Here is a 26351-nt window from a genome sequence, read left to right on the forward strand (position 1 = left end):
CTCATTTAAAACTGGGCTATACACCTAAAACAGACATGGAGCGGGCGAATATATTGATAGTGTCAACTCGTCATTCTAAACTTACAAACACCCCTTTTACGGCGAGGGGGGTTCCTTTTATTGTTCAAGAATAAGAGTCTTTGCCCGTCCGTATAATTGAGCAAAATCAGCAGACCAACATCTGACCGGCTGTCTTTATGCTTTATTGCGGTCGAGGAAGAGTTTCAGATATTTTCTTTTTGACTCCATCGAACCATCCAAAGCAAAAAGTGAGCTGGCGCAGAGATTGTCTCCTAGAAGCAAAAAAAGTTCATGGAGTTGAAAGCTGTAAGTATAAATTATCGAAGAGCGCCTTCATTAGGCGCCCTTTTTATCTACTTAATTGCTATAAAGATCTGTATTTGTGTCTGTGCGGGATCCGAATTTCTGGCGTCATACAGCTCGTAATCCCCCGTAAATGCCCTTACTTCCTTTGATTCCTTAAAATAGGTCCAAATGTTTCCCCACGCCTGTGCGACCACTTCATAGACAGGGCCCTTTTCTGTCGAAAATACCAAGTATTTGCTCGCTGGTACTTTAACGGCATGGAACTTGTTCTCATCTTGCAACTTATCGCCGGCTACTTCGTGCCCGATCAGAGTGGTGTACGCGCCTGCAGCATCACTTTCATATTCCGTATAGAGCGCATAGATCAGATGGGAATTGATTGTCGGGGTTTGCGACGTGATTTGGCTCTGAAAATACGTTTTCCACAGCTGCGGCAGTCGCCGATTCGGACCCGCTTCCTCCGCGTTTGTTGTTCGCACATGAACGCCTGTTAGTGTTATTGCTGGTTGCTCCGTTATATATGTATGCATAGCTTCGTCCTCATCTCCATGTATTTATCATCAGTATACAGAGAGAACGTGGACACCTATCTGTCCAGTTTCTTATATCGTTCAATAATTTTTCGTGCCCGATTCACCAATTCTTCGGCGACGTGGATCGGTTCTTCGACTCTGACATGTTCACCGTAACTCAGCAGCATGCCGTACAGCCATTCATCTTCGGCGAAGGGTCCTTTTACCTGTAAAGAACCATCTTCCTGTTTTTTAACTTGTTCCGGATCGAAGGAATCCCCAACGCGGTGCCGAACTTTCGAATGGAACAAAAATGTCATCTCTTGCAAATTAGTATTCGACCAATCCGACTCCCAGGCGTAACCCTCTAGCGAAGGGGCTTGTTTTCTTACATAGGATTGCTCCAACACCCGCAACTCCTGTATACGAGATAATCGAAACACTCGAAATTCACTTCGAAGCGTGCAATAAGCCTGCAAATACCATAGGTATCCTTTTAAAATTAAAGCTGCAGGTTCGACAACTCTCTCACTCTCCGCACCGTTCATGTTCAAGTACTTGAAGCTAACCTTGCTAGTATGCTCAATCGCCTGTCTCAGGCTGTTCACTTTATCCCGCGCAGCAGGCCCTTGCCCCCACGGATTGAAATCGAAAACAATTCCCGCTCCCTGCTGCTCCATTTGAAGGCGATCTACTCGACTGAGCAGCGCCCTTACCTTATCCAGTAGGGTGCCAAACATGCGATCATCCACGGCTGTATGTATCCCTTTTACCGCCGCAACGATCGCTTCAATTTCACTGAGCGTTAAGAATTGCCGAGCCATGGTGTAGGGTTCCATGATTTCAAATCCGCCGGAGATGCCCTGATGGGCCACAATCGGAATGCCCGATTGATTCAGGGTCTCCATATCCCGATAAATCGTCTTCGTCGAAACTTCAAAACGGTCAGCCAATTCTTTGGCACTGACACGCCCGCGATTCAACAGCAGCACTGTCATTGCCAGCAAGCGGTCAATTTTCATACGAATAGCTGTTCATACATACAAAAATCACAGATTGCACACCTCACTAGACTCCACTTTAGGCTCTCTTCTCTTACGAATGCCTTAACCTATTTTCATTAATTTATCGTTTCCCGTTAGGAATAGCTACGTACCAATCCCATTTTAGATTTGTGTTATTGAAGCATTGTCCTCATTCATTACTTTGAACAATACTTTATCATTTTCTAGAATGGACAAAACATAAATGTAATCCTCGATTCTTTCCTAATTCATCCCTCTAACTATATTCCCCAGATATTCCCATTATACTGCCATTATTTGAAAGAAAGGCAGCTGTCACATCTTGCCGGTTGCCTTGTTTTGGTCGTTTATTTAACTATCGTTTCACGTTAGCTTCGGGTGTATCAACGAAGGGGGATAAATGTACATTTGTAGAATAAGATAATCGTTTCTTTTTATCTCCTTTTAGTCCTATCAGGCCACAAGCTAGTTACACTTTTTAAAGTAATATCTTGAGCTATACTAAACTCTGACTTCAATTTTTGTAAATTATCAGAACTGTAAGAAAGGCTTTTAACTTTTTTTGTTTTAGTATCTAGAACACCAATTTCTTCCTCCGTTCCATCTACACGCTTAAATAATACATACCGTTCATCCCAAGCTATCTCTAAAATGTTTGGTTTTACGACTTGTTTATCATCATTTTTCCAAGCCGCAATATCATAAGGCCCTTCTTGACTGGCCTGAAAGACATAATAATTGTTTGGTAGCTCAACAAAACCTCTCTCTTTTTTCTCGAGATCGAGCAATCCTTTGTAATATATCAAACAGAGAATTACTATTAACAAAACAAAACCTAATATAGAGTATCCAACAATTCTACCAATATTGGTAAGCTTATTTTTTGTCAAATTCATATCACCCCAACTTTAAATTTGAGACGCATGGATAATATTACCACAGTTATAATATTCCTGTCTGTTAGTAGGGTCGTATTAAGAAAGAAGGAACAGTTTGGGGCAAGGGCTATTTTGTGGAGAAGTGGGAATCTCTTGGAGATGAGCCTCAAAAAGTCTGGAAAGATTTATTCAAATTGGATGGTATTGAAGATGTAACAGGGAGTTATCAACCATTTCCCCGCAGCACCTCAGCTAATCTGCATATATCGTCGGCGAATCCTCCTAGTTCTTACCGAGAATTGCTTCTATACTTAGCTTAAAGTTGAACGCCAAACCAATTACGAAAGGACGATCGCCATGAATGAACTATTCGGACAACACCCGGCAGACCGTTGGATCTCTCAGGACCACATTGAATTCTATCGGGAAAACGGATTCGTTCAAGTCAATGATTTGCTGAATGGGGATGAGCTTGCTGCATTACGCGAATATATGGAGGAGTCGATGAGTGCGAAGGAAGGCTTGTCGGTGAAAACGGGCAAAGACAACGCAGCCTACGCCAGAGTACTTAATCAGAAGGTGAACACCTGGAGGGATCACGGCGGCATGGCGACTTTCGCCTTTCACCCCCGATTTGCGGAAATCGCCCTACGTCTGACAGGTGCCAAAGGAATTCGTTTCTTCCACGATCATGCGTTATGGAAAATGCCCGGTGACACGAATGCCACGCCATGGCATCAAGACTCTCCGAAGTGGCCGATGAATGAGGATGGTTGCATGAGCATTTGGATTGCGCTCGATGATGTGGATGAGAATAACGGCTGCATGATGTTTGTACCGAAATCTCATAAGGTTGGGAAGTTAACGAACATCTCGTTGCATGATCCCGTTAATATTTTCGACTTTGTTCAAGGAACCGAATTAGCTGATCGTAAGCCTGTAATGGTACCTTTGAAATCGGGCAGCTGCACATTTCATGACGGTCTTACTTTTCATTATGCTCATGCGAATAAAACCGATAAGCCTAGACGCGCTTACGCAATCATCTATATGCCGGACGGAACAACTTTTAACGGGAAGCCTCACATGGTTTTAGATGGACAGTCATGTACACCGGAGGAACCGCTGCGCGGGCCTATGTTCCCGCTGCTTGCCAAAGTCCCTGCTCAAAGATGATCCTTTCGATACTGGCGGGGGGACATGCCGGTCCAATGTCGAAATGTGCGATTGAATAAGCTAACGTCCTCAAAGCCGACCTCCTGGGCAATATCTATCATTTTGAGTTCCGTCTGTACCAACAGTCGTTTGGCGGCCATGATTCGCATTTCATTGCGGTATTCCAGAAACGTACGTCCTGTATTCGCTTTAAACTTAGCCTTGAAGGTAGAGACACTCATGCCGCACAGACGGCTAACCTCGGCCAACTTAAGCTGCTTTTCCAGATGACGTTCAATGAAGCGGGCGATTTGTTCCATCGCCTGCTTTTCGGTTGTACTAGCAAGCCTAACGGTGTCGTTGTTCTTTCGGTTGCAGCGGCTTAAAAAAACGAAGCATTCCACCAGCTTGGACCGGATCATCGACCGGTAACCATGGTCTTTCACGGTAAATTCCCGGACAATTTCGTCGAGCAGCAATTTCAATGCGCTCTGCTCGACCGGAGACAGCCACAGCGAAGGCTGATCTTTGACCGATTGACGCATGAAGGGAACGACATAATAAAAATCGAAAAATGAGGAGTCCTCCTTCAACCTCTCCAGCTCATGGAAAATCAAGGCCGGATGAAACAATACATTATAGACGAGAAGCCGTTCGCTCTCCCCCACGCTGTAAGAATGTTCCGTACCGGGTTCAATGACGAATGCGTCGCCTGTGCGAAGCTTGTGTTCAATTCCTTTATATGTGTGAATGCCTCCACCTTCGACGATGTAGACGAATTCGACGAATTCATGGCTGTGCGGAGCTACGTACCGTCCTCCCGAAAGCTCGTAGGGGGCCGCATAGAATGGGAATACATTGCTTTCTAGAAAGCGGTCATTGGTATGATTAACCAAAAGCTTAGCCTCCTCTCCATTTGTCCGCCTGCACTGCCGCGCATCAACTTCGCTAACCATATCTCGATTAAAGGCGCTTGGGGTCTAGAACTCACGACTGTATAATAGGTCACCTCAATTTCTATTGACAGTGATACCAGGCGGGAAGCTTTCGGTCCACACCCCGTTTTGGTAACGGAGTTGAATCGTTCCGGTTGGAACACGTAACTGCAGCGAAAACGACGTCCAAGTTGCCGGAAGCTTTGGACAAAATGCGATTTCTAGCCAACCCGGCTTAGCAGGCTTTAGTCCGATAATATCTTCAATCAGCACAGGAACCGGTCCACTCGCCCATGGATGGCATAGGCTGGTGTTCCATTTCTGTTCCTTGCCCCACGCCTCGAAGCAGGTAGTCGCTCCTTCTTTCAGCATATTCCCCCAAGAATGCTCATCATCTGACGAAAGCAAATCATAGATCAATTCATACTCGTTGACCTCCGCAAGTGCCTTCATAACGAAGTAGGAGAAATAAACGCCACATGCGAATCGTTTGGTCCGGATCATGTCGACGATAGCGACGACGGATTTCTCAGGGGCTATGCCAAACAGTAAGGGGAGGACATTGGCGTGCAGTGCATAATGCATACTTTGTTCCGAATCTTTAAACAAGGCTTTCTCCTCATCGTAGAAAACCTCCAAGAAGCTTTGCTTTAATTTCGGCAGACGATTCTCATAGTCAACACCCAGCAAATCCCGCATCTCGTTTATGGTACGCACGCAACCGATATATAACGCATTGATGACATTATGACAGCCTGGACCAATCGGCTTGGTTAGTTCAAAATCATAGTTATCGCGCAATCCTTGCGGCCAATCGACAAGATTCCATTTATCCACAACCCCATGCAGCAATCCATCTTCACGCTCAAATTTCTCAAAATGCTGCAGCAAACCTTCCGCATACGGGTACATCTCTTGAAGAAATGCCTTATCTCCGCTGTAACTGAAATAGGTCATTACTTGCATCGGCCACTGTAAAGAAAAATCTGCTATTTCCTGCATGAAATGTCCCGGTACAACTGCCATGAGTCCTCCACAGACGAAAGAACTGCGTCCAAATTGCTCAATAGCCTTGCGATACAGCCGTAAATCGCCGCTGAGCAGCATATGGGAGTGACCAATGATCGTATTATCACCCAGATATTGACCTTTCTCTCGGCTAGGACAATCTACATAATTTTCCTGAGCTCCAAATCGGACGCCGTTTTTGCAAATGTTAAAAATTTGATTCATCCGCTCATCCGAGCTGTGAAGCAAACAGCTTTGCTCATCAAACGGGTAATGTCTTACCACAGCATGGAAGGATGCCGGGCTCAGTGCTTCCTCCGGTCCTTGGACTTCCACATAGCGGAACGCCTTGTAATCAAACGTTTGGAAGGAATCGATGTCACCGGATAATGTCCACTGATCATGATAAAGGCAATTGCAGCGCATTTCGTAGCGTACCGCTTGATCCCCCGGCATCAGTTCTTCCCCGGACCATATATGCACTTCTTCTCCCGCATTTCCATGCGCAGTCATGGCGAATTGGCCAGTCAGTTCTCCACCGAAATCGATCAGATAATGACCGGGTGCAAGCTGACGAACATACGTGGGCGGTTTCTTATAGACGTCAAGCAGCGGAGTCGGCTGTAGAACAAATGTATAATCGATATTCTCCGTCGTTTCTGCTTGCTCCCAATCTGAATCGTCGTATCCGGCTTCTATCCAGCCTCTCTCCGATTGCCTTGCGTCCAAATGCTCGGTGAATTGCGTGTCATAGCCGAAAATCACACCGGGCCGATTTTCATTTGCCCGCTTCGCCTTCCAAGTACGATCTGTTTTAAGCAGCAAGTTCTCGCCTGCCCACAATTCTGCCAGTAGACCTTGCCTGTAGTCGGCGCTGTTATAAGCACGATTTAACAGCCCCTGATAGTAGACATGAACGGCTATTACGTTCTTCCCTTCCTTTAAATATGAACGAACATTGATACGATTGAAATAGTAATGATTCGCATCACTCTGAGCGGGCCCCTGACAAACGAACTCACCATTGATATACAGCTTGTAATAATCATCTGCAGTCAGATTAAGCCAGATCTCCTTCACATCCAAACTCTTGTCATCCAGCATAAATACGGTTCTTACATACCAGTGGTGATGCTGTAAATCGATTCGATGTGGTTCTACTACACATGCTTCAAGCTCTTTATGGTAGAGATAGGGCTTATTTAAATTTATAAATGCATGATCCGTCAACCAATTTGCCTGCCACTTTATTGCCAACCGAACCATCTCCTCTTCAATAATAGAAAGCACGTCAGACTACGTATTACCATATTTTTTCAATGATTCGTTTCTTCCGAAAATCACTCGGCGGAAACCCGGTCAGCTTCTTAAACGCTCGGTTAAACGAAAAATAGTGCTCATAACCAACCAGTCCGGCAATATCCTGTATCGAAGTATCCGTGTCTTCCAAAAGCTGCTTCGAATGAAAGATACGCAGCGCCGTTAAATAATCGATAAAATTTTCACCTGTTTCTTCTTTAAATAAGCGGCTGACGTAATTTTTACTTAATGAAAATTGTTCTGCAAGCAGCTGCAGGGACAAGTCTGCATTTGCGTAATGGGTGTCAATATAAGCTTTCACATCATGAATTAACAGCCTGTGATTTTTTGTTTCACGCAACTGCTTCCATAACTCGGCGACGGTACTGAGACGCTCCAGAAGTATCTTCTTGATATCTTCCATCGTTTCGAATCGGTCAATAGCTTGGGTAATTGGAACGAGCGCCTCCACCCGCCATGACTCGGTATACTCACTGGGAAATTCAGACAATTCACGCGTAAAAGTAAAGGTCATATAGTAAAGCAGGTTCTTCAACTCATCCCGGGTATACAATTCGCGATTGATGGCTTTGAAAAGGAAATCGAACTGGTTATACCATTCATCGTTTCCGCTCTTATATAACTGAACGATCGTGCGGATTAACTGCAAAATATCAAACAACTCGGTTTCCGTCTGCCGCGTAATTACCTCATAGTGAATAACTCGATTATTTCCTAATGCGGAGCGGTATTGTACGGCCTTAACAGCCTGCTCATAGGATTCACCGATATCCTCCGAACGCTCCGTCCTTTTCCCTACTCCGATCGTTACCGTGAATGCAAGATTTGATTCCACCCACGCCCGCATACTCTCACAAATGGTACTCATATCACTCATCGAAAGTTCGCCGTCCGCTCCAAACAAAATACTCATTTTATCAACGGAGATCCATTCACTCCAAATACCTATCCCATACTGCTCAGCGGTTTCTTTGAACACGTTCGACAATACAAATTTCAGCAGCACCTGATCTCGAGTGGAATAACTTTCTGTAAAATCACTAATTCTATCAATCTCCAATTTAGCCGTATTGAAAGAATGCCAATTACAAGGGAAACCAAAGTTATGCATCTCATCGATCAATTCATCTTGACTTATGGGACGATCTCCTGTTAGAAGTTCTTGAAAAAAGTATTTTTGACGATACGGCAAATTTAAATTACTCTCCGACTGATAACGATCAGCGAAATCAATAATCTTGTCTACGGCGGCATCGACAACCGAAATCAATTCTCCACCCGGCTGTCTCACGTTTAAATAATCGGTTATTCGGCTCATACTCGCATCGATCGGTCTTGCATATCGTTTGGACAAATAGATAATTAATGCTGAAACAATCAGAACCATAACAACTCCGATAATGATCCAACTATAGTAGAGCTCTGAAAAAATGCCATAATGGTAGGATTCTTTAATACCGCTGTTAAACGTCCATCCAGTCTCTTCAAACTTCAAGTTAAGAATGTCCTTATTGGCTTTTACTTTACTTTGCCCGATTAATTGTCCTGCCTGATCGACTAATGTAATTGAACTAATTGAGTTTACAGAGATGCTTTGCAACCATGAGGCTAGACTCGAAACATCGATATTCACAATGAGGATACCGCTTGGCTCTGTTAGAAAAGGGACCTTTTTAACGAGTGATACAACTTGAACGTCATAAGGTTGAGAAGGAAGAACTTTGTAAGTTCTTACATTCGTCCAAATGCTTGGCAGCGGCTGATTCAACTGCTCTTGTACGAAATCGCGATCACCAAACTCTGCAAGTGGCAGGTACATTTCCGTGCCGAGCACAGTCATATCGATATTGCGATAAAAATAAATGGATTGAATGAATGGAAAACCCGCCTGGACTTGCCTGAAAAGTTCCGCTACCTTACTGCGGAGCAAATACGGATTGACGTCAGAATCGTGAAGCTGAAACATATACTGATTAAACTCTCTATTATTAACGGTTGCCGCATTCACATTCTGATCGATGTTGCCGAGAATCGAGTTAAGCTGAAGCATGGTATATCGCGTAAATGCTTCATTTGCACTCACAGTTTGCGTTTGGGACTGCTTATTCATCGTCATGAAGAACACAAAAAACAGAACGAAAACAAGCAAATAGACAATTGGCAAGTAGGTTGTAACCAAACGATAAAACCAAGAGTGTTTCTTTAACATAGCATTCTCTCCTCGGGCATCGGAATGAAACAGCGAAACCGTCTAATAGGGACGGTACGAACAAGGCTGTCGGCAGAAATCCGCCGACAGCATTCTCCATACTCATTTAGTTAAAATTCATAGAAAGTAAATCGTTCTGGCTAACCATCGTATCCTTATTCTTCGTATACCAATCCTGATACCAGGCCTCCAGTTTATCTCCATCCGATTTTTTCCAAAGATTGATCGCATCCTGCTTCGCTTGAGCCGAAGTATACGAAGATCCGCTAACAATCGCTTTATTCCATAAGTCCCCGATCGGGTTGCTGGTGGAATCAAGCAAGTTCTTGGAGATGAACTGCATGTCAGCAGGAAGCGTAGGCATGAAACCGCCAAGCGTAATGCTGGCTAACGGACGGTCCTTTGTAATGTTCAAGCTGAAAACTTCCTTGCCGAGATCGTAAAATTCCTTCTGAAGTGGATTGCTTTGATCAAATCCCTTCATCGTCGTATCAAACTCGTTATACACATATTGACCACCCAGCATACGGAAATCGCCCAACCAGTCAAGCTCTTTCTTATTTTTATCCGCATTAATTGGAACTTCTTTACTGTTTTCAACTTTGTAATGTGTACCTTCAATGCCGCTATAGGTTGTTTTGATCCACTCCGGTGAGCTCAAATAATCAATCATTTTGATGGCCGCTTCAGGATCTTTCGTTTTGGCGTTCAAAACACCCGTCAACTGCACCGGTGGATTGAAATCAGGTGAAAAGCTGCCATATTGGCTGGATGGAAGAGCGATTGCCACAAGCTTGGCATCCGGGACATTTTTACGCAACGTTTCGTATTGAGAAGTAAAAACTTTGTATGAGCCTGCAGCTGTGTAGATACCTATCTTACCTGTAACAAAATCCTGCTCGGCTTTCTTTCCATTCTTATCGGTCAGAAAATCTTTATCGACGATGCCTTCATCGAAAAGCTTCTTGCGGAAAGCGTTTGCAGTCTCGGCCCGATCCCAGTCCTTCACCCACTTGCCGTCTTTGAGAATCCAGGTCACATTTTGGAACATGGGATCAATTAAGTTACCGCCTCCGGCCATATTCAAGCCGTATGTATCCTTCTTGCCGTTACCGTCTGGATCTTGCGTTGCAAACGCTTTCGCAACTTGAAACAATTCTTCCGCCGTTTTGGGCACCGATAATTTCATCTTATCCAACCAATCCTGCCTAATCACGGTATAACTGTATGGCACATAGCCAAGAATGCGGCCTAAGTCATAAATCTTTCCATCATCCCTCGTGCTCAGCTTTTTGAGTAGAGGAAATTTATTTAGCAGTTGCTTGTATGTTGTGCTATTTTTTTCAATCAAATCTCCGATTGGCATGATCTGTTTTTGTAAATACAGTTGATTACGGAATCCCACATCGTATTCTAAAATAACATCCGGCGCTGACCCTGATGCGACAAGGGTATTCAGCTTGTTAACTGATTCTGCACGCGGGACGGGTGATATCTTTAAATTGATTCCGGTTTTTTCCTGGATGAATTTCGTCCAGATATTGTTTTCAGCTGTTCCGAGGTCAGGTGCAATCGTTCCCCGATCATAAAACGACATCGAGAGGGACATGGCACGCGCAGATGCTGAAGTAAGAGGTGTGGAAGATGTTTGAGCTTCTCCCGTCTTACTATCGGAACAGCCTACCAGTGACGTTGCAGTAAGCGTCAACGCAACCGTGGAGATGACTAGCGCTTTTTTGTTCATATAATAACCCTCCTGTTTAGTATTGTATACAAGCATTCTTCTTTTAGGAAGAGCAGACTTGTCAGAAATTAAGATGTTCAACTTATCCTTTAACAGAACCAATCATTACGCCTTTAACAAAATACTTTTGCAGAAAAGGATATAGGATAAGCATTGGCACAATCATGACGAATACCCCTGCCGCCTTAATCGACTCCGGTGTAACGGAAGTAAGATCTTCCGATGAAGTGTTTGCAATTTCCTGCAGCAGCTGCTGGCTGGAAATCATCTGCTGAATAAGTACAGCCAACGTATTCTTACTGGAATCGTTGATGTAAATCATGACACTGAAAAAGGAATTCCAATATCCAACACCGTAGAAAAGCGTTAGTGCGGCGAGTACCGGCAATGAAAGCGGCAGGATCATCTGAAGCATCAGTCTGATTTCTCCACAACCATCAATGCGGGCAGCTTCTTCTATCTCCTCTGGAAAGCCGTTAAAGAAAGAACGCATAACCAACATGTTATAAACGCTTATCAGTCCAGGCAGCCAAAGTGCGCCATATGTGTTGACCAATCCGAGTGATTTAATGACAAGATAGGTGGGAATTAATCCTCCATTGAAAACCATCGTAAACACAATAAGCATGGTGAAAAATTTTCGACCGTACATAAACTTCCTTGATAATGGGTATGCCCCTAATATGGTGAACAACATGCTGAGGAACGTTCCGACCGCTGTCACCTCGACGCTATTACGAGCCGCTTGTAAAATGCGGGTGCCTGTAAAAAGCTTATGGTAAGTCTCGAAATTCCATCCAATAGGCCATAAGCTGACAAATCCGGATACGATGGCATCATTTGTACTGAGAGACAAAGCGAGCATATGCAGCATTGGGAGTAAGCAACTGACAGCGATAACTCCAAGAAGTGCATAATTTATCAAGTAGAATATCTTTTCTGTTAACGAAGCTTTTATGAGAATCCCCTCCTTTCTACCAAAGACTATTGCCTGTTCGTTTTGCAAGTACGTTGGCTGCAATGACGAGCACTAGTGCGACCATCGACTCGAAAAAGCCCATTGCCGTAGCCAGACTAAACTGACCACCGTTAATGCCCACCCGAAAATTCCAGGTTGAGATGACATCTGAGACAGCGGATACCGCCGAATTTTGCATCACATATATTTGGTCGAAACTGACCTCCATAAAGTGACCAACCGATAGAACAAACATGATCGCAATGGTCGGTAATATAGCCGGTAGTGTAATACTCCAAATTTGCCTTAACTTACCTGCACCATCCATGCTGGCTGCTTCATACAGCGACGGGTCAACTGCAGCAAGAGCTGCCAAATAAATGATGGCGTTCCAACCCGCTTCCTTCCATATCCCACTGCCCACAAATATGGCAATCCAACTGTTCTCTTTGTACAAAAAGGGATATGGGGCTTCTGACCATTGGGTAACAAAATGATTCAGAACCCCTTTTTCCTGGGCAAACACGAGGGCGATAATGCCGCCTATGATGACCCAGTTTAGAAAATGAGGCAAATAAACAAGTGTTTGAACAAGTTTTTTAAACCACAACTTCCTAGCTTCGTTCAAAAGAATAGCTAAGAAAATTGGGAAAGGAAATCCCACAACAATTTGTAAAAAACTTAGAATAATCGTGTTGCGGATAATTCGCAGCATTTGAGGTTGCGAGAACAGGATTTCGAAGTTTTTGATGCCTGCCCAGGGACTTCCGAACACGCCATCCGCAAAATTGTAATTTTTAAAAGCAATAACAAGCCCCCCGATAGGTGCATATCGAAATATAAGAAAAAATGCAAGCGCCGGTAAAAACATAAGCATAATGGGAACATTTTGCCGGAAACGCATTCGATCAAATCCACGTCTCCTTTTGAGTTGTCCGGATACGGTTGTATGGAGTAGCTTCTCGATATCTCTCACCTTCCTTGTGAATTTTTGTCCAATAGCCCTAAATCGCTTTGCCAAACTGTGCACCCATCTTATCTTGTGATCCATTCCGATTCAATTCACACATTTCCTGGTAGATCACATATCTTACATACTCAACAGATCTCACCTTTTTCACTTGCCTCAATTATTTCAATATGGGCAGTAGAACGCTCTAAGAACGCTACCCGTTACTGTGTCTCACACCTCGGGTGTCCGTTTGTTCTTCGAACGCTTTTAATCAAATTAATAGGGATTTTTCAGTACTGCTTGAAGAACGCATTAATACCGCATTAATAACGCTGTAAACCTTATCAAAGCCTCTTCCCCATTACGTGGAAGAGGCTCGCTAAAGAATTAATATATAAACGGAATTAACTTTATAGGTTATAACAAAAAAACGGAAGCCATTAATGGCCGCCGTCTTTCTTGTTTGCTTTCCTTCTAGTTCGTACCAGGAGGCTTCCTCCGATTCTTTGATAACTTTCTATTCACTTTGACTGGACTATCATCAATTGAATTAGAACCATACGTTATTGTTGCGTTAAAGAAAGAAAACGTCATGACATGGTCACCAGTAACATCGGTGCCAGAACCTTTGAAAGTTGTAGAGCTTTGAGTTGGTGCGATGTTAAACGAATTACCATTGGTTATAGTCCCTGAATTAGTGACAACCATTAAGGCACCAATTATAGACTGCATCTGCTTCAACCTCTCAACCCCTTTATCTTTATGATGTCCTTATTATATGTGAGCTTGACCATTTTGCTTGGTTGTGTGAATATGTCCAGTGCCCTGATTTGGATAGTTAGACATTTATTCCATCCCATGGCAAACGTCCAAGCAAGAAATAAGTACTGAGCGTATACTTAATACGTAGTTAAGAAAATCACTTGAAGGGAATGAAAAAACATGAGTGGAGCAGTTGGTTATGGCAACAACACAGCAGCTATTTTGGTTCTTTTTATTCTTTTGGTCATCATCACATCAGCTTTTGTATGGTAATTTCTTAATCTAATATCACAAAAAATATCGAGCAAAACAAAAACGGCCCTACCTCATTAGATGAGAAAATGGGCCGTTCTTTTCTTTTGTTGTACCTAGTCTAAGTATTGGACATCCGCCGATTCACTCAGTCGATCTATATAGACTTGGAACTGTTTATCCATCGTCATACGGTAAACTTCATCGTGAACCTCTGTTAGCGATTTGTACCCTCTCTCTATTCGATTGCTGCAGTATACAATGACATAATTCCCCTGATCTATAAAAATGTCGCTAAATTTCCCGACTTCTAATTTGTTTGCATGCTCAAAAAACGCTTCTCGGTACTTCAAATAATTCCTTTTGTTCTCTTCACTGATCGTCTCCTCAGCTGCCTTCTCCGGATTTACTAATAGCTCATCGACATTTTTACCAGTCATCAGATCCTGGTACAGCTCCTTAAATCCACTGGTGTGCATCTTCTTCGTTCGATGCTATGGGTTCAACCCATTTCTTCAACACAATTGTCGGTTGAATTGCTAAGCTCCCGACCTAATCGCTTCCTAGTTAATCTTGGCAAGAAGATACTGTCTTGCGTGCAGCAAAACAGCCGATCCTCTGGGACCGGCTGCTTTTGTTTCTTATGTGAGGAGCATTAACACATCGTTTCTGCTCAAGTTTGCCTTTAATCCAATTGAGGAGGAACACGATGCTGTGCAGCCTGTTCGAATCCGTAGGCGATTTTGATCAAAGTAGGTTCACTGAAGGCTCTGCCCGAAAAAACAACGCCAAAAGGACCCTTTGTCGAATCCCCATCTGCATCTATCACTCCGTGCACAGCATATCCGGCTGGAACCGAAATCAAAGGGTATCCCAAGCGAGCCGCAATATACATGCCATCCACATCGCCTGGCAAAAGGAGTGCATCTAGGTGATCCTTATTTAGCGCATAGTCGATCCCTTTTTGGAGAGGCAGTTCCCCGTAAGCTTGTTTTTTTTGCAAATAAGTCTCCTCTGTCAGAGAAGTTTCTTGTGAACGAACTAGTGTGTCTTGCCCGTATTTCAAAGCTGCCTCCGCATGGTTCTGATTATAGGCAATCAGCTCCTCCAAAGAGTGAACAGGAACCGATTCAGCAAGTTGCGATAAGTAGGCATTTAAGCCTTTTTTAAATTCGTAAGTAATGACATCATTATTCCAGCTTTGCTGTTCAACGTGAACGATAACGGAATCTATCATGGTCGCTCCCTCATTTTTCAACGTGGTAATAGCGGCTTCCATAATGGCAAGTCTTTCTGAGTCTAAATGCTGATAATAGTGCCTTGGAATACCGATTCTGGCCTGACGTATAAAGCTCACATCCAAAAACGGCGTGTAATCCTGATGGAAGACATGTTCGCTCGCAAACGTAGCGGAATCCTCGCTGTCAACGCCAGTTAATGCACCTAACAAAATAGCGGCATCCTTCACGGTTCTAGCTATTGGTCCAGGGGTGTCCTGACTGCTAGATATCGGAATAATACCCGCACGGCTCACCAATCCGACTGTAGGTTTAATCCCCACGACAGCGTGTTGACTTGCAGGACCAACAATAGATCCTGCTGTTTCCGTACCTATCGATGCGGCTCCCAAATTTGCGGCCACTGCCGCTGCTGAACCCGAGCTAGATCCGCTAACGAAGAGGTTCGCACCATACGGATTGAACACTTGCCCACCACGTGAACTGTATCCCGCTGGCATCGAACTCGACATGAAATTCGACCATTCGGACATATTCGTTTTCCCCAACACAACGGCACCTGCAGATCGCAGCTTAGCTGCTACGAATGCATCCTTGGCAGCATACGATTCGGCTAACGCAATCGAGCCCGCGCTCGTCATCATGTTATCCTTCGTATCTATATTGTCTTTTAAAAGAATCGGAATTCCGTGCAATTTCCCCCGGCTTCCCTCTTCCTTGCGCTCTTTATCTAAATCCCTCGCGATTTGAATCGCATCAGGATTCTTCTCCAGGATGGCATTGATTTTTGAATCATACTGATTAATTCGCTCTAGATATGTACGAACGAGCTCCTCAGATGTAACCAAGCCTGTTTCCATGGCTGCCTGCATACGTTCAATATCTGCTTCTATGATCCAATCCTTAAGATGATTTATCACATTGATCGGCTCCCTATTGCCTTATTAGGCATCATGTTGCAACCAACTTTACCACAAATTGGGGCAAGGCATATATGGAAAGATTAACTATAGTCAAATTAGACGATAAGCTTTTTGCCAAAGGTGCAAAACTCCTCATCATGAGGATGTATGGCTATCCGGCAAGCTACGCTTTCTACCTTTAAGCGATATGATGAAACAAATAAACAAGACTAGGCACGCCAACGTATATGGAAAATTAACATCCATGTCGAATAAAAAACCAGCTGCAATAGGCCCAGCAATGTTGCCAAGACTGGTAAAGGCAGAGTTCAAGCCGGCAACATAGCCTTGCTGATCCTTCGCCACCATTGACATTTGCGTACTGATTGCAGGCCGTAAGATGTCGATCGCCAAAAACACAATAAAGGTAACGGCAAAAATCATCCAGAATTGGTGAACAAAAAGCGTTAGCAGAATAAACAAACCTGCAAAGAAGAGACAAAGGGATATGACGCGCTGCTCCCCAAAACGCTTCAGTATCCAGCTGAAGGCCGTTACTTGAACCACGGCGCCGGCTATGGATCCGAACGTTATGATAAAGGCGATATCCTTGGGCTGAAAACCAAATTTTCGATCCACAAATAGCCCAAAGATTGTTTCAAAATTAGCAAGTCCGAACGACATAACAAAAACGATGATCAAGCTTAAAAAATAGGGCTCTCTGTAGGCGTACCTCAATTGCGAAAAAAGCCCTCTTCGTTCAACGGCGCTAGGTAGAGTATCTGCAGAATTCTCTTTTGAAGGAAGTGATTCCCGCAGGATAAACAATGTGATACATGCTGCGAAAACCCCTGCCGCCGCCGCGAAGTAAAAAGGTACGCGGATACCAAATTCAGCAATATAACCGCCAATGCCCGGTCCAATAATAAAGCCCGTTGTAATTGCTGCTGTAATATACCCCATCCCTACCGCGCGTTCTTCCGGTGTTGTGATATCTGCTGCATAAGCCATAACGGCCGGCATAATCATTGCGGCACTGATGCCGCCCATCATCCTCGAAGTAAAGAGCAGGCCAGGTGAACTGGCTAATCCAAACATCCCCTCAGAGACAGCGAATACAATCATGCCGATGACAATCATTCTTTTTCTGCCAAAAGAATCGGCCAAACGGCCGGCCAACGGCGAACAAAGAAGCTGCGTGAGCGAGAAAGCTGCAACTAACAGGCCGATAGTCCCCCCAGTAATGCCCAGACTCTCCATGAACTTAGGCATGATAGGGATGACGAGTCCTATTCCCGAAAAGACCAAAAGTAGATTAAACATGAGTATTAATAAGGCTCCCTGATGTTTTGTTAATAATGTCATTGATATTTCCTCCATCCACAAATAATACTGAATATATATTCAGGATAATAGCAAAAAAAAAGGCTAATGGATCGGCTTGGCAATGCCCCGCAGAAACACGTCCATAGCCAACCGATACGCCGCTAGCGCTTCCTCTCGTTCCATTCTCCGGGAATGTTGACTTAATCCAAGCAACAGACTGTCCAGAATAATCGCGAGAATGGATACATTCGTAATTTCAAATTCATTGTTATCGATCCCCTTTTGAAGCAACTGCCGATTAAAGTCAATGTACCCTTTGACCATTTCGTTAATTCGCTCCTCCACATCCGGAGCTTTCTCAGCGTTATTAAAAAACTCATCAGCGGCCTTCGTTAACGGATGACTCAATTGATCAAGCGCCAAAAATTCGGCCATGCCATATATTTTTTCGGTTGTAGAAGGGTACAGGTTTTCCTTGGCCAGCCATGTCCTATCCCATTCCCTGTTCCAATCTTCAAGTAAGTATAAAAAAAGCCCTTCCTTGTTCTTGAAATGATAATAAATATTACCGGCACTGCACCCGGCTGCTTTTACAATATCTTCAATGGCGGTTGCTTTGTAGCCTTTTTGAGCAAATAATATTCTTGCTGCATCGGCGATCTTCTTCTTTGTTTGCTCGGTTTGTTGTTTCTTTTTATTCACACTTGCTTCACCACTTTCTAGCTGATCGATCTATAAAATGAAAATCACCTATAATACTGAACAATTATTCAGTATTATAGGTGATAATTGATGTCGTTGCAAGCCTAAGTTAGCTTACTATTATTTTTCAATATTTCACTTAATGACATACCGTCTACAGGTATGAACTGTCTCCAATAATTTATCGAGTCCTGCAATTTCTTCATAATGTCAACGTTCATCTCGCTAGTGCCGGAGAAAATCTCGAGCGTTAGATAGATTTCCTTGCATTTAGGAGGAAATCCCTCTTGGGCAGGAGTTTGATAGGCTTTCTCGAGAGCCCTTAACACAGGTTCCCCATAAATTAAGCCGTTTCGGTTGCACTCCTCCGTAAATGGCAGGTGGGATGAAGATGTGCCTGTTGTTTGTTGTAAATGTACGATTGGCGAATAACAGCCAAGCTCTTCAAGCCAACGATACGTGTCACCATCCGATTCAATTGCGAACAGATATGGATGACGATCTATTTCTTGCAAGATCTGCTCCATCATATCGAACTCTTGGTCTTCTGACATATGTATCATTTGATTAAATAGATCATAAGCGGATTTAGGGCCTAGCCAAAATGAATCCAGATACCCATTTATTCTAAAACGGTTCACCATTTCCTTAATCATTTGAATATCCGGGCGAAGAAATTTGCGCTGACCGCTTTGATGCCCGGTGTCCAGTGTTAAATAAAACGGTGCTTGTGAAGTGCGGAACACTTCCTTAAGCAGTCGTTTTGAACCTGCGATCGTCCAAGGTATTTGATGCGGAGTATACATTTGCTCGACACCAGGAGTGCGAATACCGTTATCTCGGCAATATGCTGCAATATCTGCAAGCCGGGTATATAAATCTTCTTCCGTCTCGCGGTAAACCACAGGATTTTGTAAAACATAATCAGAGAAGGCATGGCAATAAAAACCGATTCCAGCTCCTACGTTTGCTGCAATATCGGCCAATGGTTTAATCCATTCATTTTGAATACGTTCGCGGACAGCAATGTCATGGTGAGCCAATCCCAATGTTGCATATGTTCCATGCCCGGAATATATATTCGCTACCTTTACCCCTGTATTCTCACTTGCGGTTTTCACTTCCTGAACCCATCTAAGCATATATTCTCTCCCCATATAAAGAGGATCGCATTCATTATCGGCGCTAGCCTCAACGAAATAAACACCCATGGATTTGAGTAAATTCATCCATTCTGCTGGACGCGTCCATCTCTTGGAAAGGACACAATTATCCACAGCCAAAAAAATCTTAGGATCTATCATGTAACTTCTCCCTTCATTAAATGCATTTGTTATTTTAAATAAATCATATCAATTACAAGGAACTTATTTCCGACTTCTCGTTTAACTTACCATAAATTAGGTAATCTCACTGAGATATTTTGTTCAATAAAATCAGCTTCATAGCAGCCTTACACTAAAATTAGGCTGCCAATTGATATTGGCAGCCTCCTCCTGGAGTATTATTGACAAATGTTCATATTCCCTTTGCTTCAGATTTGCTTTTCTAATGATGAAACCATGTTAGTATTTGCTGTTGGAACTCGTTGTTCTTCTCGATACAACATCCAACCTACAACAAGTCCATATATCGCAGTAACAATATGAATCCAAGAAGGTGTCTTATCTACCGCATTCGTTAATACCAATAAAGCATCTATTATAGGCATTAGAATAGAAGTTAACATAACAACGAGCATTGCTTTTCTCATACGAAGTACCATCAAGGCTAGTAGGAAGATACCAATAAACAAATCACGATCTGCTTTAATATGAACAAGATATTTATCAGAAACATCATGCAGGGGAATACCAAAATCTCGAATCGCAGCTTCTGGCTGGATAAAACCTTTTACTCCTAAAAACAACATCAACAGTGTAACAACACCCACTAACCAAAATGTTACTGACTTTGGTCCCCAATAAGATTTACTCATTTTTTTGTCTCCTTTTTCCAATTGATTTGATTGACTTTATTGTATATCGGTACTATTATTCTGTTAAGAACGCACTTTAAAGTACGCCACATACTTAAAAGTAGGGGTGTGATTTAACAATAATTCATCAGCGTGAATGTCCCATCGAGACAGTCATACATGTTTTAGGTGAAAAATGGAAGCCGATGATTTTATGGCATTTGGTGGAATCAACCAAGCGGTATAACGATCTTGAAAAGCTAATACCTGATGTCTCCCAAAAAATGCTCACGCAACATCTTCGAGACTTGGAACAAGAAGGCGTGATCGAAAGAACGGTATACCCCACCGTCCCTCCAAAAGTAGAATATTCACTTAGTGAATATGGCAGAACATTGAACCCTGCAGCAGAAGTGATGTGTGCTTGGGGAGAAATTCATAATAAACAAAAACAAGAAGAACCAGCGTCTTAAAGCTGGTTCTTCTTGTTTTTGCGACTTTGATGGAAAAGCTCTCAGGTAAATTCTCCCGAGCTTAATGTCTATAAGCTGAAAAGCCAGCAACATCTAAGTCATCATAGATTTTTATGCTTAGAACGAAGCCTATCGAAATCATGTTGATCAACAGCGAGGTTCCCCCATAGCTGATAAAAGGAAGCGTGATCCCCGTAATCGGCATGATACCAATCAGCATCCCCATGTTTTCGAAAACTTGAAACAAAAACATTGCGGAAATACCACCAATGATATATATACCTGTTTGGCTGCGGATGTTTAGTGCGATAGTGACCATTCGATAAATGAGAAGAAAGTAAAGGATGAGTAATCCAGATGCTCCTATAAATCCAAATTCTTCTCCCACTACAACGAAAATGGAATCTGAATAGGTATACGGAACCTGACCACTCTGGACAGAGGTTCCATGAAGATAACCATCTCCTTCTAACGATCCTGATCCGATTGCTTTGACCGATTGTTTCATGTGATAGGTTGCTTTTTCAGAAGCTTGGTCTGGCAAAAGAACGGCATCCACCCTATCCAACCAATACGCCTTATGTTTGGATACCATGAATTGCTTTACTTCCTCATGGTATTTTATATAGCTGTAGAGGGAGCTTCCGCTTACGATTATCATAATAACCAGGCCTATCCAAGCATGTTTGTAGTTAATATGACCGAACCAACAGAGCACAATGAAAATAACCAAGTACCCAATAGAATTACCGAGATCTGGCTGCATAAGAACCAATAAAAAAGGAACAAATGTAATAAAGCCCATCGGCAATATTTCCTTGAACAAGCTAAGGGTCTCGACTTCTCTTTTGGATAGAAGATACGACAAAAACAGGATTAAAATGAGCTTACAAAGCTCTGCCGGCTGAAATCCGATCCCACCAGGAAGAATAAACCACCCCTGAGCATTGTTGAGAGTATCTCCTTTAAAAAATAATAAGACCAGCAGTCCCAGCCCAATGAAATAGTACAACGGCGCAAAACGCAATAAGAGTTTATAGTTAAAAAATAGCATCATAAATAAGACCATAAACCCCAAACCGTAATAATACATCATTTTAATATAAGATTGGGAAAAATCTGGAACAGTCCGTGTCGCGCTATAGATGCAGAAAATACTAATAATCATAAAGATGAGCAGCAGTAACAAAATTGTGGCATCTAGCCCTTTAGTTATCCTCTTCAACATGAAGGCTAATTGCGTTCCCCCGAAGATATTTTCAATAACAAATCACCTATTTCTTAAAATGTCAGCGAATACTACATAGTGTAGACGCATCAGTTTAACAAATAGTTCCATTTTTTCAAACTAACATAATCGACATTTATATAATAACTTCATACATACCGATGACAATAAGAAGAATACATCCTACAACTTCCGCATATTTTCCAAACCACGATTTTGCTATTTTGTAGCCGAACCTAACTCCAATATCTACAGATAACAGTGAAAAAATGCCGACAGAGATTGCTGTAAACAATGGAGAAACCCCACTGGCTCCTGCCCCCAAACCACTTGCAATACAGTTAAGCGATAATGCAAAACCCAATGATATCGCTTCGACCCAGGAGATGATATGATTTTCATCTTTATCGGCTGTATCGGCAATTCGATCAGGTTTAGTAGTTTGGTCACATTGTGTTACACCTGTTATAGTCCTTCTATGATTTACAAGACTAGAACGAAGCCCCAATGCACCAATGGTTATAATTGCAATGCCTCCAATAAAATTACCCAATAATGGAGAAATCAAATGGGATAAAACCATACCAGCTGACATGGCTAAATAAGTTGCAGTCATCGATAACAGCGCAATAAGTAAATTTGAAATGAACGGTACTTTTGTTGAGCGTGCCCCAAATGAGAAGCCGATACCTAAATTATCAATATTCGCAGCAACCCCGATTACTGCTATTGAGAACCAATGCATAGCTGCATTCCTCCAATCAATCAGATACTTACACTATGCAGAAGGCAGCCCAGATGAACCTGAGATTGACAAATAAAGAATCTGACGAAATAAGCAGGAGTTTTACGGAAATGGTTGTTATTGTTACGCATAACTGCCCGTTCACGGGGAAAAGACAGCCGTTTAGTGTCGGCTGCCTTCAATGGTGATTTAATAAGAAACGGAATTTATCGTATTACATTAAACGTTTTTGAGTAGAAACCTTATCAATCTCAAATTGCTAAGGTTGTAGCAGCATGACATAGAAATAGCCTTCGTTGCTGTAACCTGGCCCCCGCGGAGTAGCCACCGGACGAAACAGCTGCACTTGATACAATCCGCTACCTTCGCTTAAGGTAAGCGGCATCTGGAATGTGCCGTCGTTTTTTACTCCCACCTGGACTTGTGAAGTAAGGGGAACGAAGCCTTGACCGTCTTCAAACTTGGAGATAGTGAATGCAAAGCTCGAATCCGCCCTCCCGGAGAATGTCAGATTCGACGAATTGGTTTTTAGATAGCCTTCTTCGGTCTGATCCAGCTTGAAGCCGGGGATGCCGACAAGCAGTGGGACTGTTTCGTAGCTGGTACGTACTGGATACGAAGCCGAATACAGGATTCGGTTGCCCTGAACCAGCTCTGCACTGATGCCGTTATCTCCCAGATGCAGCCGAATTGGAACCTCCATCCAGGAGACCGTCTCTCCCTTAGCCCCTGTCTTCTGCATTGCTGAGATGAGATTGCCGAAGATACCGTCGTTATCCAGCTTCAGCGCCATCCCTCCGTTCAACGAGAAGTCCCTCGGCGGCTCCGTCACAACGGCTCTGACGGTCAGCTTGTCGCTGCCCTCCTGAGCAGGGAAGGCATAATCCTTCACATCGTAGCTCGTATACCGGATCAATAGAGTATGGGAATTCTGGTTCCATTTTCCGATATAACCGAATAAGTGTTCCAAATCAATACTATACAAATAAATGACTCCATCTTTCTTCCGCGGTGGGAAGATCAGCTCATACGTATGCACAGCCTGCCCGCCCCAATACGTGACCGCCTGTTTGCTCCCCGGTTGTATGGAGAAGGAATATAGTCCTTCGCTTAGCCGGATGCTCTTACTGCCTGCATCTTGTATTTTTGTAAAACCAAATTTGTCGGCGAAAAAATCCAGCTTCATATAAGGCAGACCGTCCTCCCCGAACCCCACCTGCTCCTCTTCATAAAACTGCCCTTCCTCCCTGAAATCCAGGGCAAGGTTGACATCCTTGAGCGTGCGGAGCACAAGATTCGCTCCCTCTTCCCGCCAAGCTTCCTGCGTCCCCTCCTTAGCAAGGGGCTTCGATTGGAACCGGATCGTCCGTTCCGCTTCGCTCCATGCTACCGTGCCGAAGGCATCCAGATCGTTCAGGACGATTGCCGTCCTTCCGTCAATGTTAAAGGAACGAAGCGGTGTATCGCCATAATAGGCTTGGATGTCGGTGTATAGCACATCCTTCAGGTGCGTTCCTATCGGCAGACCGTCCGGCTCTTTCCGAGGCGCCGATTCTTTCGCTGCCTGCTCCTCCGCAGCCTTCGGCTCAATCCGCAGCGTCCTCGCCCGCGGTGACCATGCCACATCGAAGCCAATCTCCCGCAAATCCTCGGCAGCTATGGCCGTTTCTCCTGAGATATTCATGGAAGGTATCAGCTTCCCATTCACGTAGGCGGCGATATCGGTGGAGACCACCTCACCTACCCGGTCCCCAACAGAGCTAGCCTCCGCCCGACACTGGTCTACCAACATAACGATGCTGCAAGCTATTAGCATCGCAGCAAACCATCGATTTCTCATGACTTTTGCCTCCATCTCGACATTCATTTTTAGACGTTAGACTTATCATTCAATCCACTTTCTTGGTCCCACAGTATGGAAAAGAGGCTGACTTTCATTATTCAATGCATCCTCAATACGTTTACATGTGAAATCACTAATCGGCTTAGGAAGTTCATCTTTTGACCAATACCTGCATTCTAGAATTTCATGTGAACTTGGTTGAGGTATTTGATTATCATCGTTATTCGCTTTGAAAACAAAATGATGCATGTCAAAGTTCGGATCGTAGTATATACCAGTTAACTGACCAATTCCGACTTCTATCCCTACTTCTTCATAAACTTCTCTTTTTGCAGTTTCCTCCGCTGATTCATTCTCTTCAGCTTTTCCTCCAGGCAAATCCCAATTATTTTTACCATAGCTATGTTTTACTAATAATACTCTTCCCTCGGAATCCAAGATAACGGCTGCTGCACCAATTAACTTTGGCAAAGTGTTGCCCCCTTATGATCATTAACTGCATAATTATAGACGGAAATAAGTGGAAAAAGTTTTAAGTTCACCACGCTAAAAATACAACTCGGAAATACGAACTGCTGCGTACTATTCAAAAATAAGAAACATGCCACCCATTTTTTCATAGGATGCCATGTTCAATCTTAAAAATTATTTATTTCTGTTGCTTGTGAATTTAGGATTGTAAACTTTGAGTGCTTCTTTTTCGGTAAATCATTAGCATCCATTTAATTAGTTCATGGTAGACATAAGAAAGAAACCATGCTCCTACAAAAACAATTATAAAGCTAAATAAAGTGTATAAATTATATTCCCAGATGGCACCGGGAGGTTTATAGAAATTTTTATATGAACTTAGTAAAAATGGATGTATTAGATAGATACCAAATGAGTATTTACTAATAGATTTAAGCCAACGAATTGGCGCATACGATTTATTTATCAATAAGTACCCTATCCAAAGGAACGATACCCCAATTCCTACTGAATAAAAAAGAACAGATATATCGTACCATGGTGTATTTTCAAAGAGTAAATTTGAATACCGACTTTCTATTAACATTCCGACATAGATAGAACCTGAAAGAAAGGTAACCGGCAATATCCATATAATATTGCTCTTCAACCATGATTTGAAGAGCATGCAGTAAACACCCAGATAACCCCCGATTAAAAAATAAGCAAAATATGTAGGTGATAATGATGAAACATGGGGTATTTCTTTAACCCAATTTTTATATACGTAGAAAGACCCTTGTATTAGGAACCCTAAGGGGATTAAGCAATGCCTAAACCAGGTCCATCTTTTTGCTAATGTCATAAGAGCAGGAAACAGCAGGTAAAACTGTAGAATTAGAATCATAAAATATAAATGGTATCCGATTTCACCCCATTGAAAAGAAACAAAAAATTCATGTAAATTTATCTTTATTCCACTTTTAGATATATATTGATAAAACATGTAGTAAAATGAAGACCATACTACATAAGGAAAGGCAACCCTCCATAATCTTTTTCGGAAATACTTACAAGCCAACTTTCCATTCCAATTATCGTAATATTGATAAAATAAAACAAAACCACTGATTAGGATAAATAAAGGAACGGCAAATTGACATGCCCTGTTGATTGCATAAAAGATCATTTGTGATAAGCTTCCCTCAGTCGGTTCAAGGGTTGCATCTGAAGTAGAATGAATAAGAACGACCGCAAGAATAGCCAATGCTCTTACAATATCCATTTCATGAATTTTTGATCTAACGGAATTTATCAATTAATCACCTACCACCTCAACGTTATTATTGATAGTGATGTGAGGCTCAGTAATATCCCGATGCCCTTATTCATTTCCGTTCAACTCACACTACTCCCTTTAACTTCTGCAAGTTATTTCCAAATTCCTGCC

General features: G+C 42.9%; 24 protein-coding genes. 3 read left to right on the forward strand and 21 right to left on the reverse strand.

From position 1 onward, the window contains the following. Positions 1 to 374 precede the first annotated feature (374 nt). The 3 genes from J2Z65_RS23930 to J2Z65_RS23940 all read right to left on the reverse strand — a co-directional run bounded on the left by J2Z65_RS23930 (position 375) and on the right by J2Z65_RS23940 (position 2754). Entirely contained in the window at positions 375 to 857 is a 483-nt protein-coding gene (locus J2Z65_RS23930; RefSeq protein WP_167059472.1) for a GyrI-like domain-containing protein, read from the reverse strand. Between the two features lie 56 nt (positions 858 to 913). Beyond that, the gene (locus J2Z65_RS23935) at positions 914 to 1861 is read right to left on the reverse strand and encodes a helix-turn-helix transcriptional regulator (protein WP_167059475.1); all 948 of its coding nucleotides are present in this window, start codon (positions 1859 to 1861) and stop codon (positions 914 to 916) included. Positions 1862 to 2298: 437 nt separating this feature from the next. Further along, positions 2299 to 2754, reverse strand: a complete 456-nt coding sequence (locus J2Z65_RS23940; protein ID WP_167059479.1) for a hypothetical protein — start codon at positions 2752 to 2754, stop codon at positions 2299 to 2301. 345 nt (positions 2755 to 3099) lie between these two features. On the opposite strand from J2Z65_RS23940, the gene J2Z65_RS23945 reads away from it, so the two are divergent. Continuing rightward, a complete protein-coding gene (locus tag J2Z65_RS23945) occupies positions 3100 to 3918 on the forward strand; it encodes a phytanoyl-CoA dioxygenase family protein (protein WP_167059482.1) in 819 nt (272 codons plus the stop codon). On the opposite strand, the gene J2Z65_RS23950 is transcribed toward J2Z65_RS23945, so the two are convergent. From J2Z65_RS23950 to J2Z65_RS36170, 7 genes are all read right to left on the reverse strand, one after another. Further along, positions 3909 to 4793 (reverse strand): helix-turn-helix transcriptional regulator, encoded by an 885-nt coding sequence (locus J2Z65_RS23950; RefSeq protein ID WP_167059485.1) that lies wholly within the window; start codon positions 4791 to 4793, stop codon positions 3909 to 3911. The two genes, J2Z65_RS23945 and J2Z65_RS23950, sit on opposite strands and share 10 nt — an antisense overlap. A gap of 114 nt (positions 4794 to 4907) precedes the next feature. Beyond that, positions 4908 to 7097, reverse strand: a complete 2190-nt coding sequence (locus tag J2Z65_RS23955) for a family 78 glycoside hydrolase catalytic domain (RefSeq protein WP_167059488.1) — start codon at positions 7095 to 7097, stop codon at positions 4908 to 4910. Positions 7098 to 7143: 46 nt separating this feature from the next. After that, positions 7144 to 9369, reverse strand: a complete 2226-nt coding sequence (locus tag J2Z65_RS23960; protein WP_167059491.1) for a helix-turn-helix domain-containing protein — start codon at positions 9367 to 9369, stop codon at positions 7144 to 7146. Positions 9370 to 9475: 106 nt separating this feature from the next. Further along, the gene (locus J2Z65_RS23965) at positions 9476 to 11113 is read right to left on the reverse strand and encodes an extracellular solute-binding protein (RefSeq protein WP_167059494.1); all 1638 of its coding nucleotides are present in this window, start codon (positions 11111 to 11113) and stop codon (positions 9476 to 9478) included. An 82-nt stretch (positions 11114 to 11195) separates the two neighbouring features. Next, positions 11196 to 12071, reverse strand: coding sequence for an ABC transporter permease subunit (locus J2Z65_RS23970; RefSeq protein WP_167060310.1), 876 nt, complete (start codon positions 12069 to 12071; stop codon positions 11196 to 11198). Positions 12072 to 12087: 16 nt separating this feature from the next. Then, positions 12088 to 12975 carry an ABC transporter permease gene (locus J2Z65_RS23975; protein ID WP_240159751.1) on the reverse strand — a complete coding sequence of 296 codons (888 nt, stop codon included), beginning with the start codon at positions 12973 to 12975 and terminating at the stop codon, positions 12088 to 12090. 522 nt (positions 12976 to 13497) lie between these two features. Next, a complete protein-coding gene (locus J2Z65_RS36170) occupies positions 13498 to 13755 on the reverse strand; it encodes a spore germination protein (protein WP_420850825.1) in 258 nt (85 codons plus the stop codon). Positions 13756 to 13965: 210 nt separating this feature from the next. Here J2Z65_RS36170 and J2Z65_RS23985 point away from each other — a divergent pair, with 210 nt between their 5' ends. Continuing rightward, entirely contained in the window at positions 13966 to 14058 is a 93-nt protein-coding gene (locus J2Z65_RS23985; RefSeq protein ID WP_167059503.1) for a YjcZ family sporulation protein, read from the forward strand. Positions 14059 to 14153: 95 nt separating this feature from the next. On the opposite strand, the gene J2Z65_RS23990 is transcribed toward J2Z65_RS23985, so the two are convergent. The 6 genes from J2Z65_RS23990 to J2Z65_RS24015 all read right to left on the reverse strand — a co-directional run bounded on the left by J2Z65_RS23990 (position 14154) and on the right by J2Z65_RS24015 (position 20183). Then, on the reverse strand, positions 14154 to 14477 hold the full coding sequence (locus J2Z65_RS23990) for a peptidylprolyl isomerase (RefSeq protein WP_167059506.1): 324 nt from the start codon (positions 14475 to 14477) through the stop codon (positions 14154 to 14156). A 245-nt stretch (positions 14478 to 14722) separates the two neighbouring features. Next, positions 14723 to 16195 carry an amidase family protein gene (locus J2Z65_RS23995; RefSeq protein WP_167059509.1) on the reverse strand — a complete coding sequence of 491 codons (1473 nt, stop codon included), beginning with the start codon at positions 16193 to 16195 and terminating at the stop codon, positions 14723 to 14725. Positions 16196 to 16333: 138 nt separating this feature from the next. Beyond that, positions 16334 to 17542 (reverse strand): MFS transporter, encoded by a 1209-nt coding sequence (locus J2Z65_RS24000; RefSeq protein WP_167059512.1) that lies wholly within the window; start codon positions 17540 to 17542, stop codon positions 16334 to 16336. 63 nt (positions 17543 to 17605) lie between these two features. Further along, positions 17606 to 18205, reverse strand: a complete 600-nt coding sequence (locus J2Z65_RS24005) for a TetR family transcriptional regulator C-terminal domain-containing protein (protein WP_167059514.1) — start codon at positions 18203 to 18205, stop codon at positions 17606 to 17608. A gap of 104 nt (positions 18206 to 18309) precedes the next feature. Continuing rightward, entirely contained in the window at positions 18310 to 19509 is a 1200-nt protein-coding gene (locus tag J2Z65_RS24010; RefSeq protein WP_167059517.1) for a TIM barrel protein, read from the reverse strand. A gap of 230 nt (positions 19510 to 19739) precedes the next feature. Continuing rightward, a complete protein-coding gene (locus J2Z65_RS24015) occupies positions 19740 to 20183 on the reverse strand; it encodes a DUF4267 domain-containing protein (RefSeq protein ID WP_167059519.1) in 444 nt (147 codons plus the stop codon). 119 nt (positions 20184 to 20302) lie between these two features. On the opposite strand from J2Z65_RS24015, the gene J2Z65_RS24020 reads away from it, so the two are divergent. Then, positions 20303 to 20635 carry a winged helix-turn-helix transcriptional regulator gene (locus J2Z65_RS24020; protein WP_209856149.1) on the forward strand — a complete coding sequence of 111 codons (333 nt, stop codon included), beginning with the start codon at positions 20303 to 20305 and terminating at the stop codon, positions 20633 to 20635. Positions 20636 to 20696: 61 nt separating this feature from the next. Here the strand turns inward: J2Z65_RS24020 and J2Z65_RS24025 are convergent, their stop codons facing one another. The 5 genes from J2Z65_RS24025 to J2Z65_RS24045 all read right to left on the reverse strand — a co-directional run bounded on the left by J2Z65_RS24025 (position 20697) and on the right by J2Z65_RS24045 (position 26219). Further along, the gene (locus tag J2Z65_RS24025; RefSeq protein ID WP_209856132.1) at positions 20697 to 21863 is read right to left on the reverse strand and encodes an FtsW/RodA/SpoVE family cell cycle protein; all 1167 of its coding nucleotides are present in this window, start codon (positions 21861 to 21863) and stop codon (positions 20697 to 20699) included. Positions 21864 to 21999: 136 nt separating this feature from the next. Further along, positions 22000 to 22608 (reverse strand): manganese efflux pump, encoded by a 609-nt coding sequence (locus J2Z65_RS24030; protein ID WP_167059525.1) that lies wholly within the window; start codon positions 22606 to 22608, stop codon positions 22000 to 22002. Between the two features lie 259 nt (positions 22609 to 22867). After that, on the reverse strand, positions 22868 to 24448 hold the full coding sequence (locus J2Z65_RS24035) for a hypothetical protein (protein ID WP_167059528.1): 1581 nt from the start codon (positions 24446 to 24448) through the stop codon (positions 22868 to 22870). 45 nt (positions 24449 to 24493) lie between these two features. Next, on the reverse strand, positions 24494 to 24922 hold the full coding sequence (locus tag J2Z65_RS24040) for an NUDIX hydrolase (protein ID WP_167059530.1): 429 nt from the start codon (positions 24920 to 24922) through the stop codon (positions 24494 to 24496). A gap of 199 nt (positions 24923 to 25121) precedes the next feature. After that, positions 25122 to 26219: an acyltransferase gene (locus tag J2Z65_RS24045; RefSeq protein ID WP_167059534.1), complete on the reverse strand. Its 1098-nt coding sequence runs from the start codon at positions 26217 to 26219 to the stop codon at positions 25122 to 25124. Positions 26220 to 26351: the final 132 nt, after the last annotated feature.

Origin of the sequence: Paenibacillus aceris, from assembly GCF_017874035.1 — a bacterium.
GTDB classification, from domain to species: Bacteria; Bacillota; Bacilli; order Paenibacillales; family NBRC-103111; genus Paenibacillus_E; species Paenibacillus_E aceris.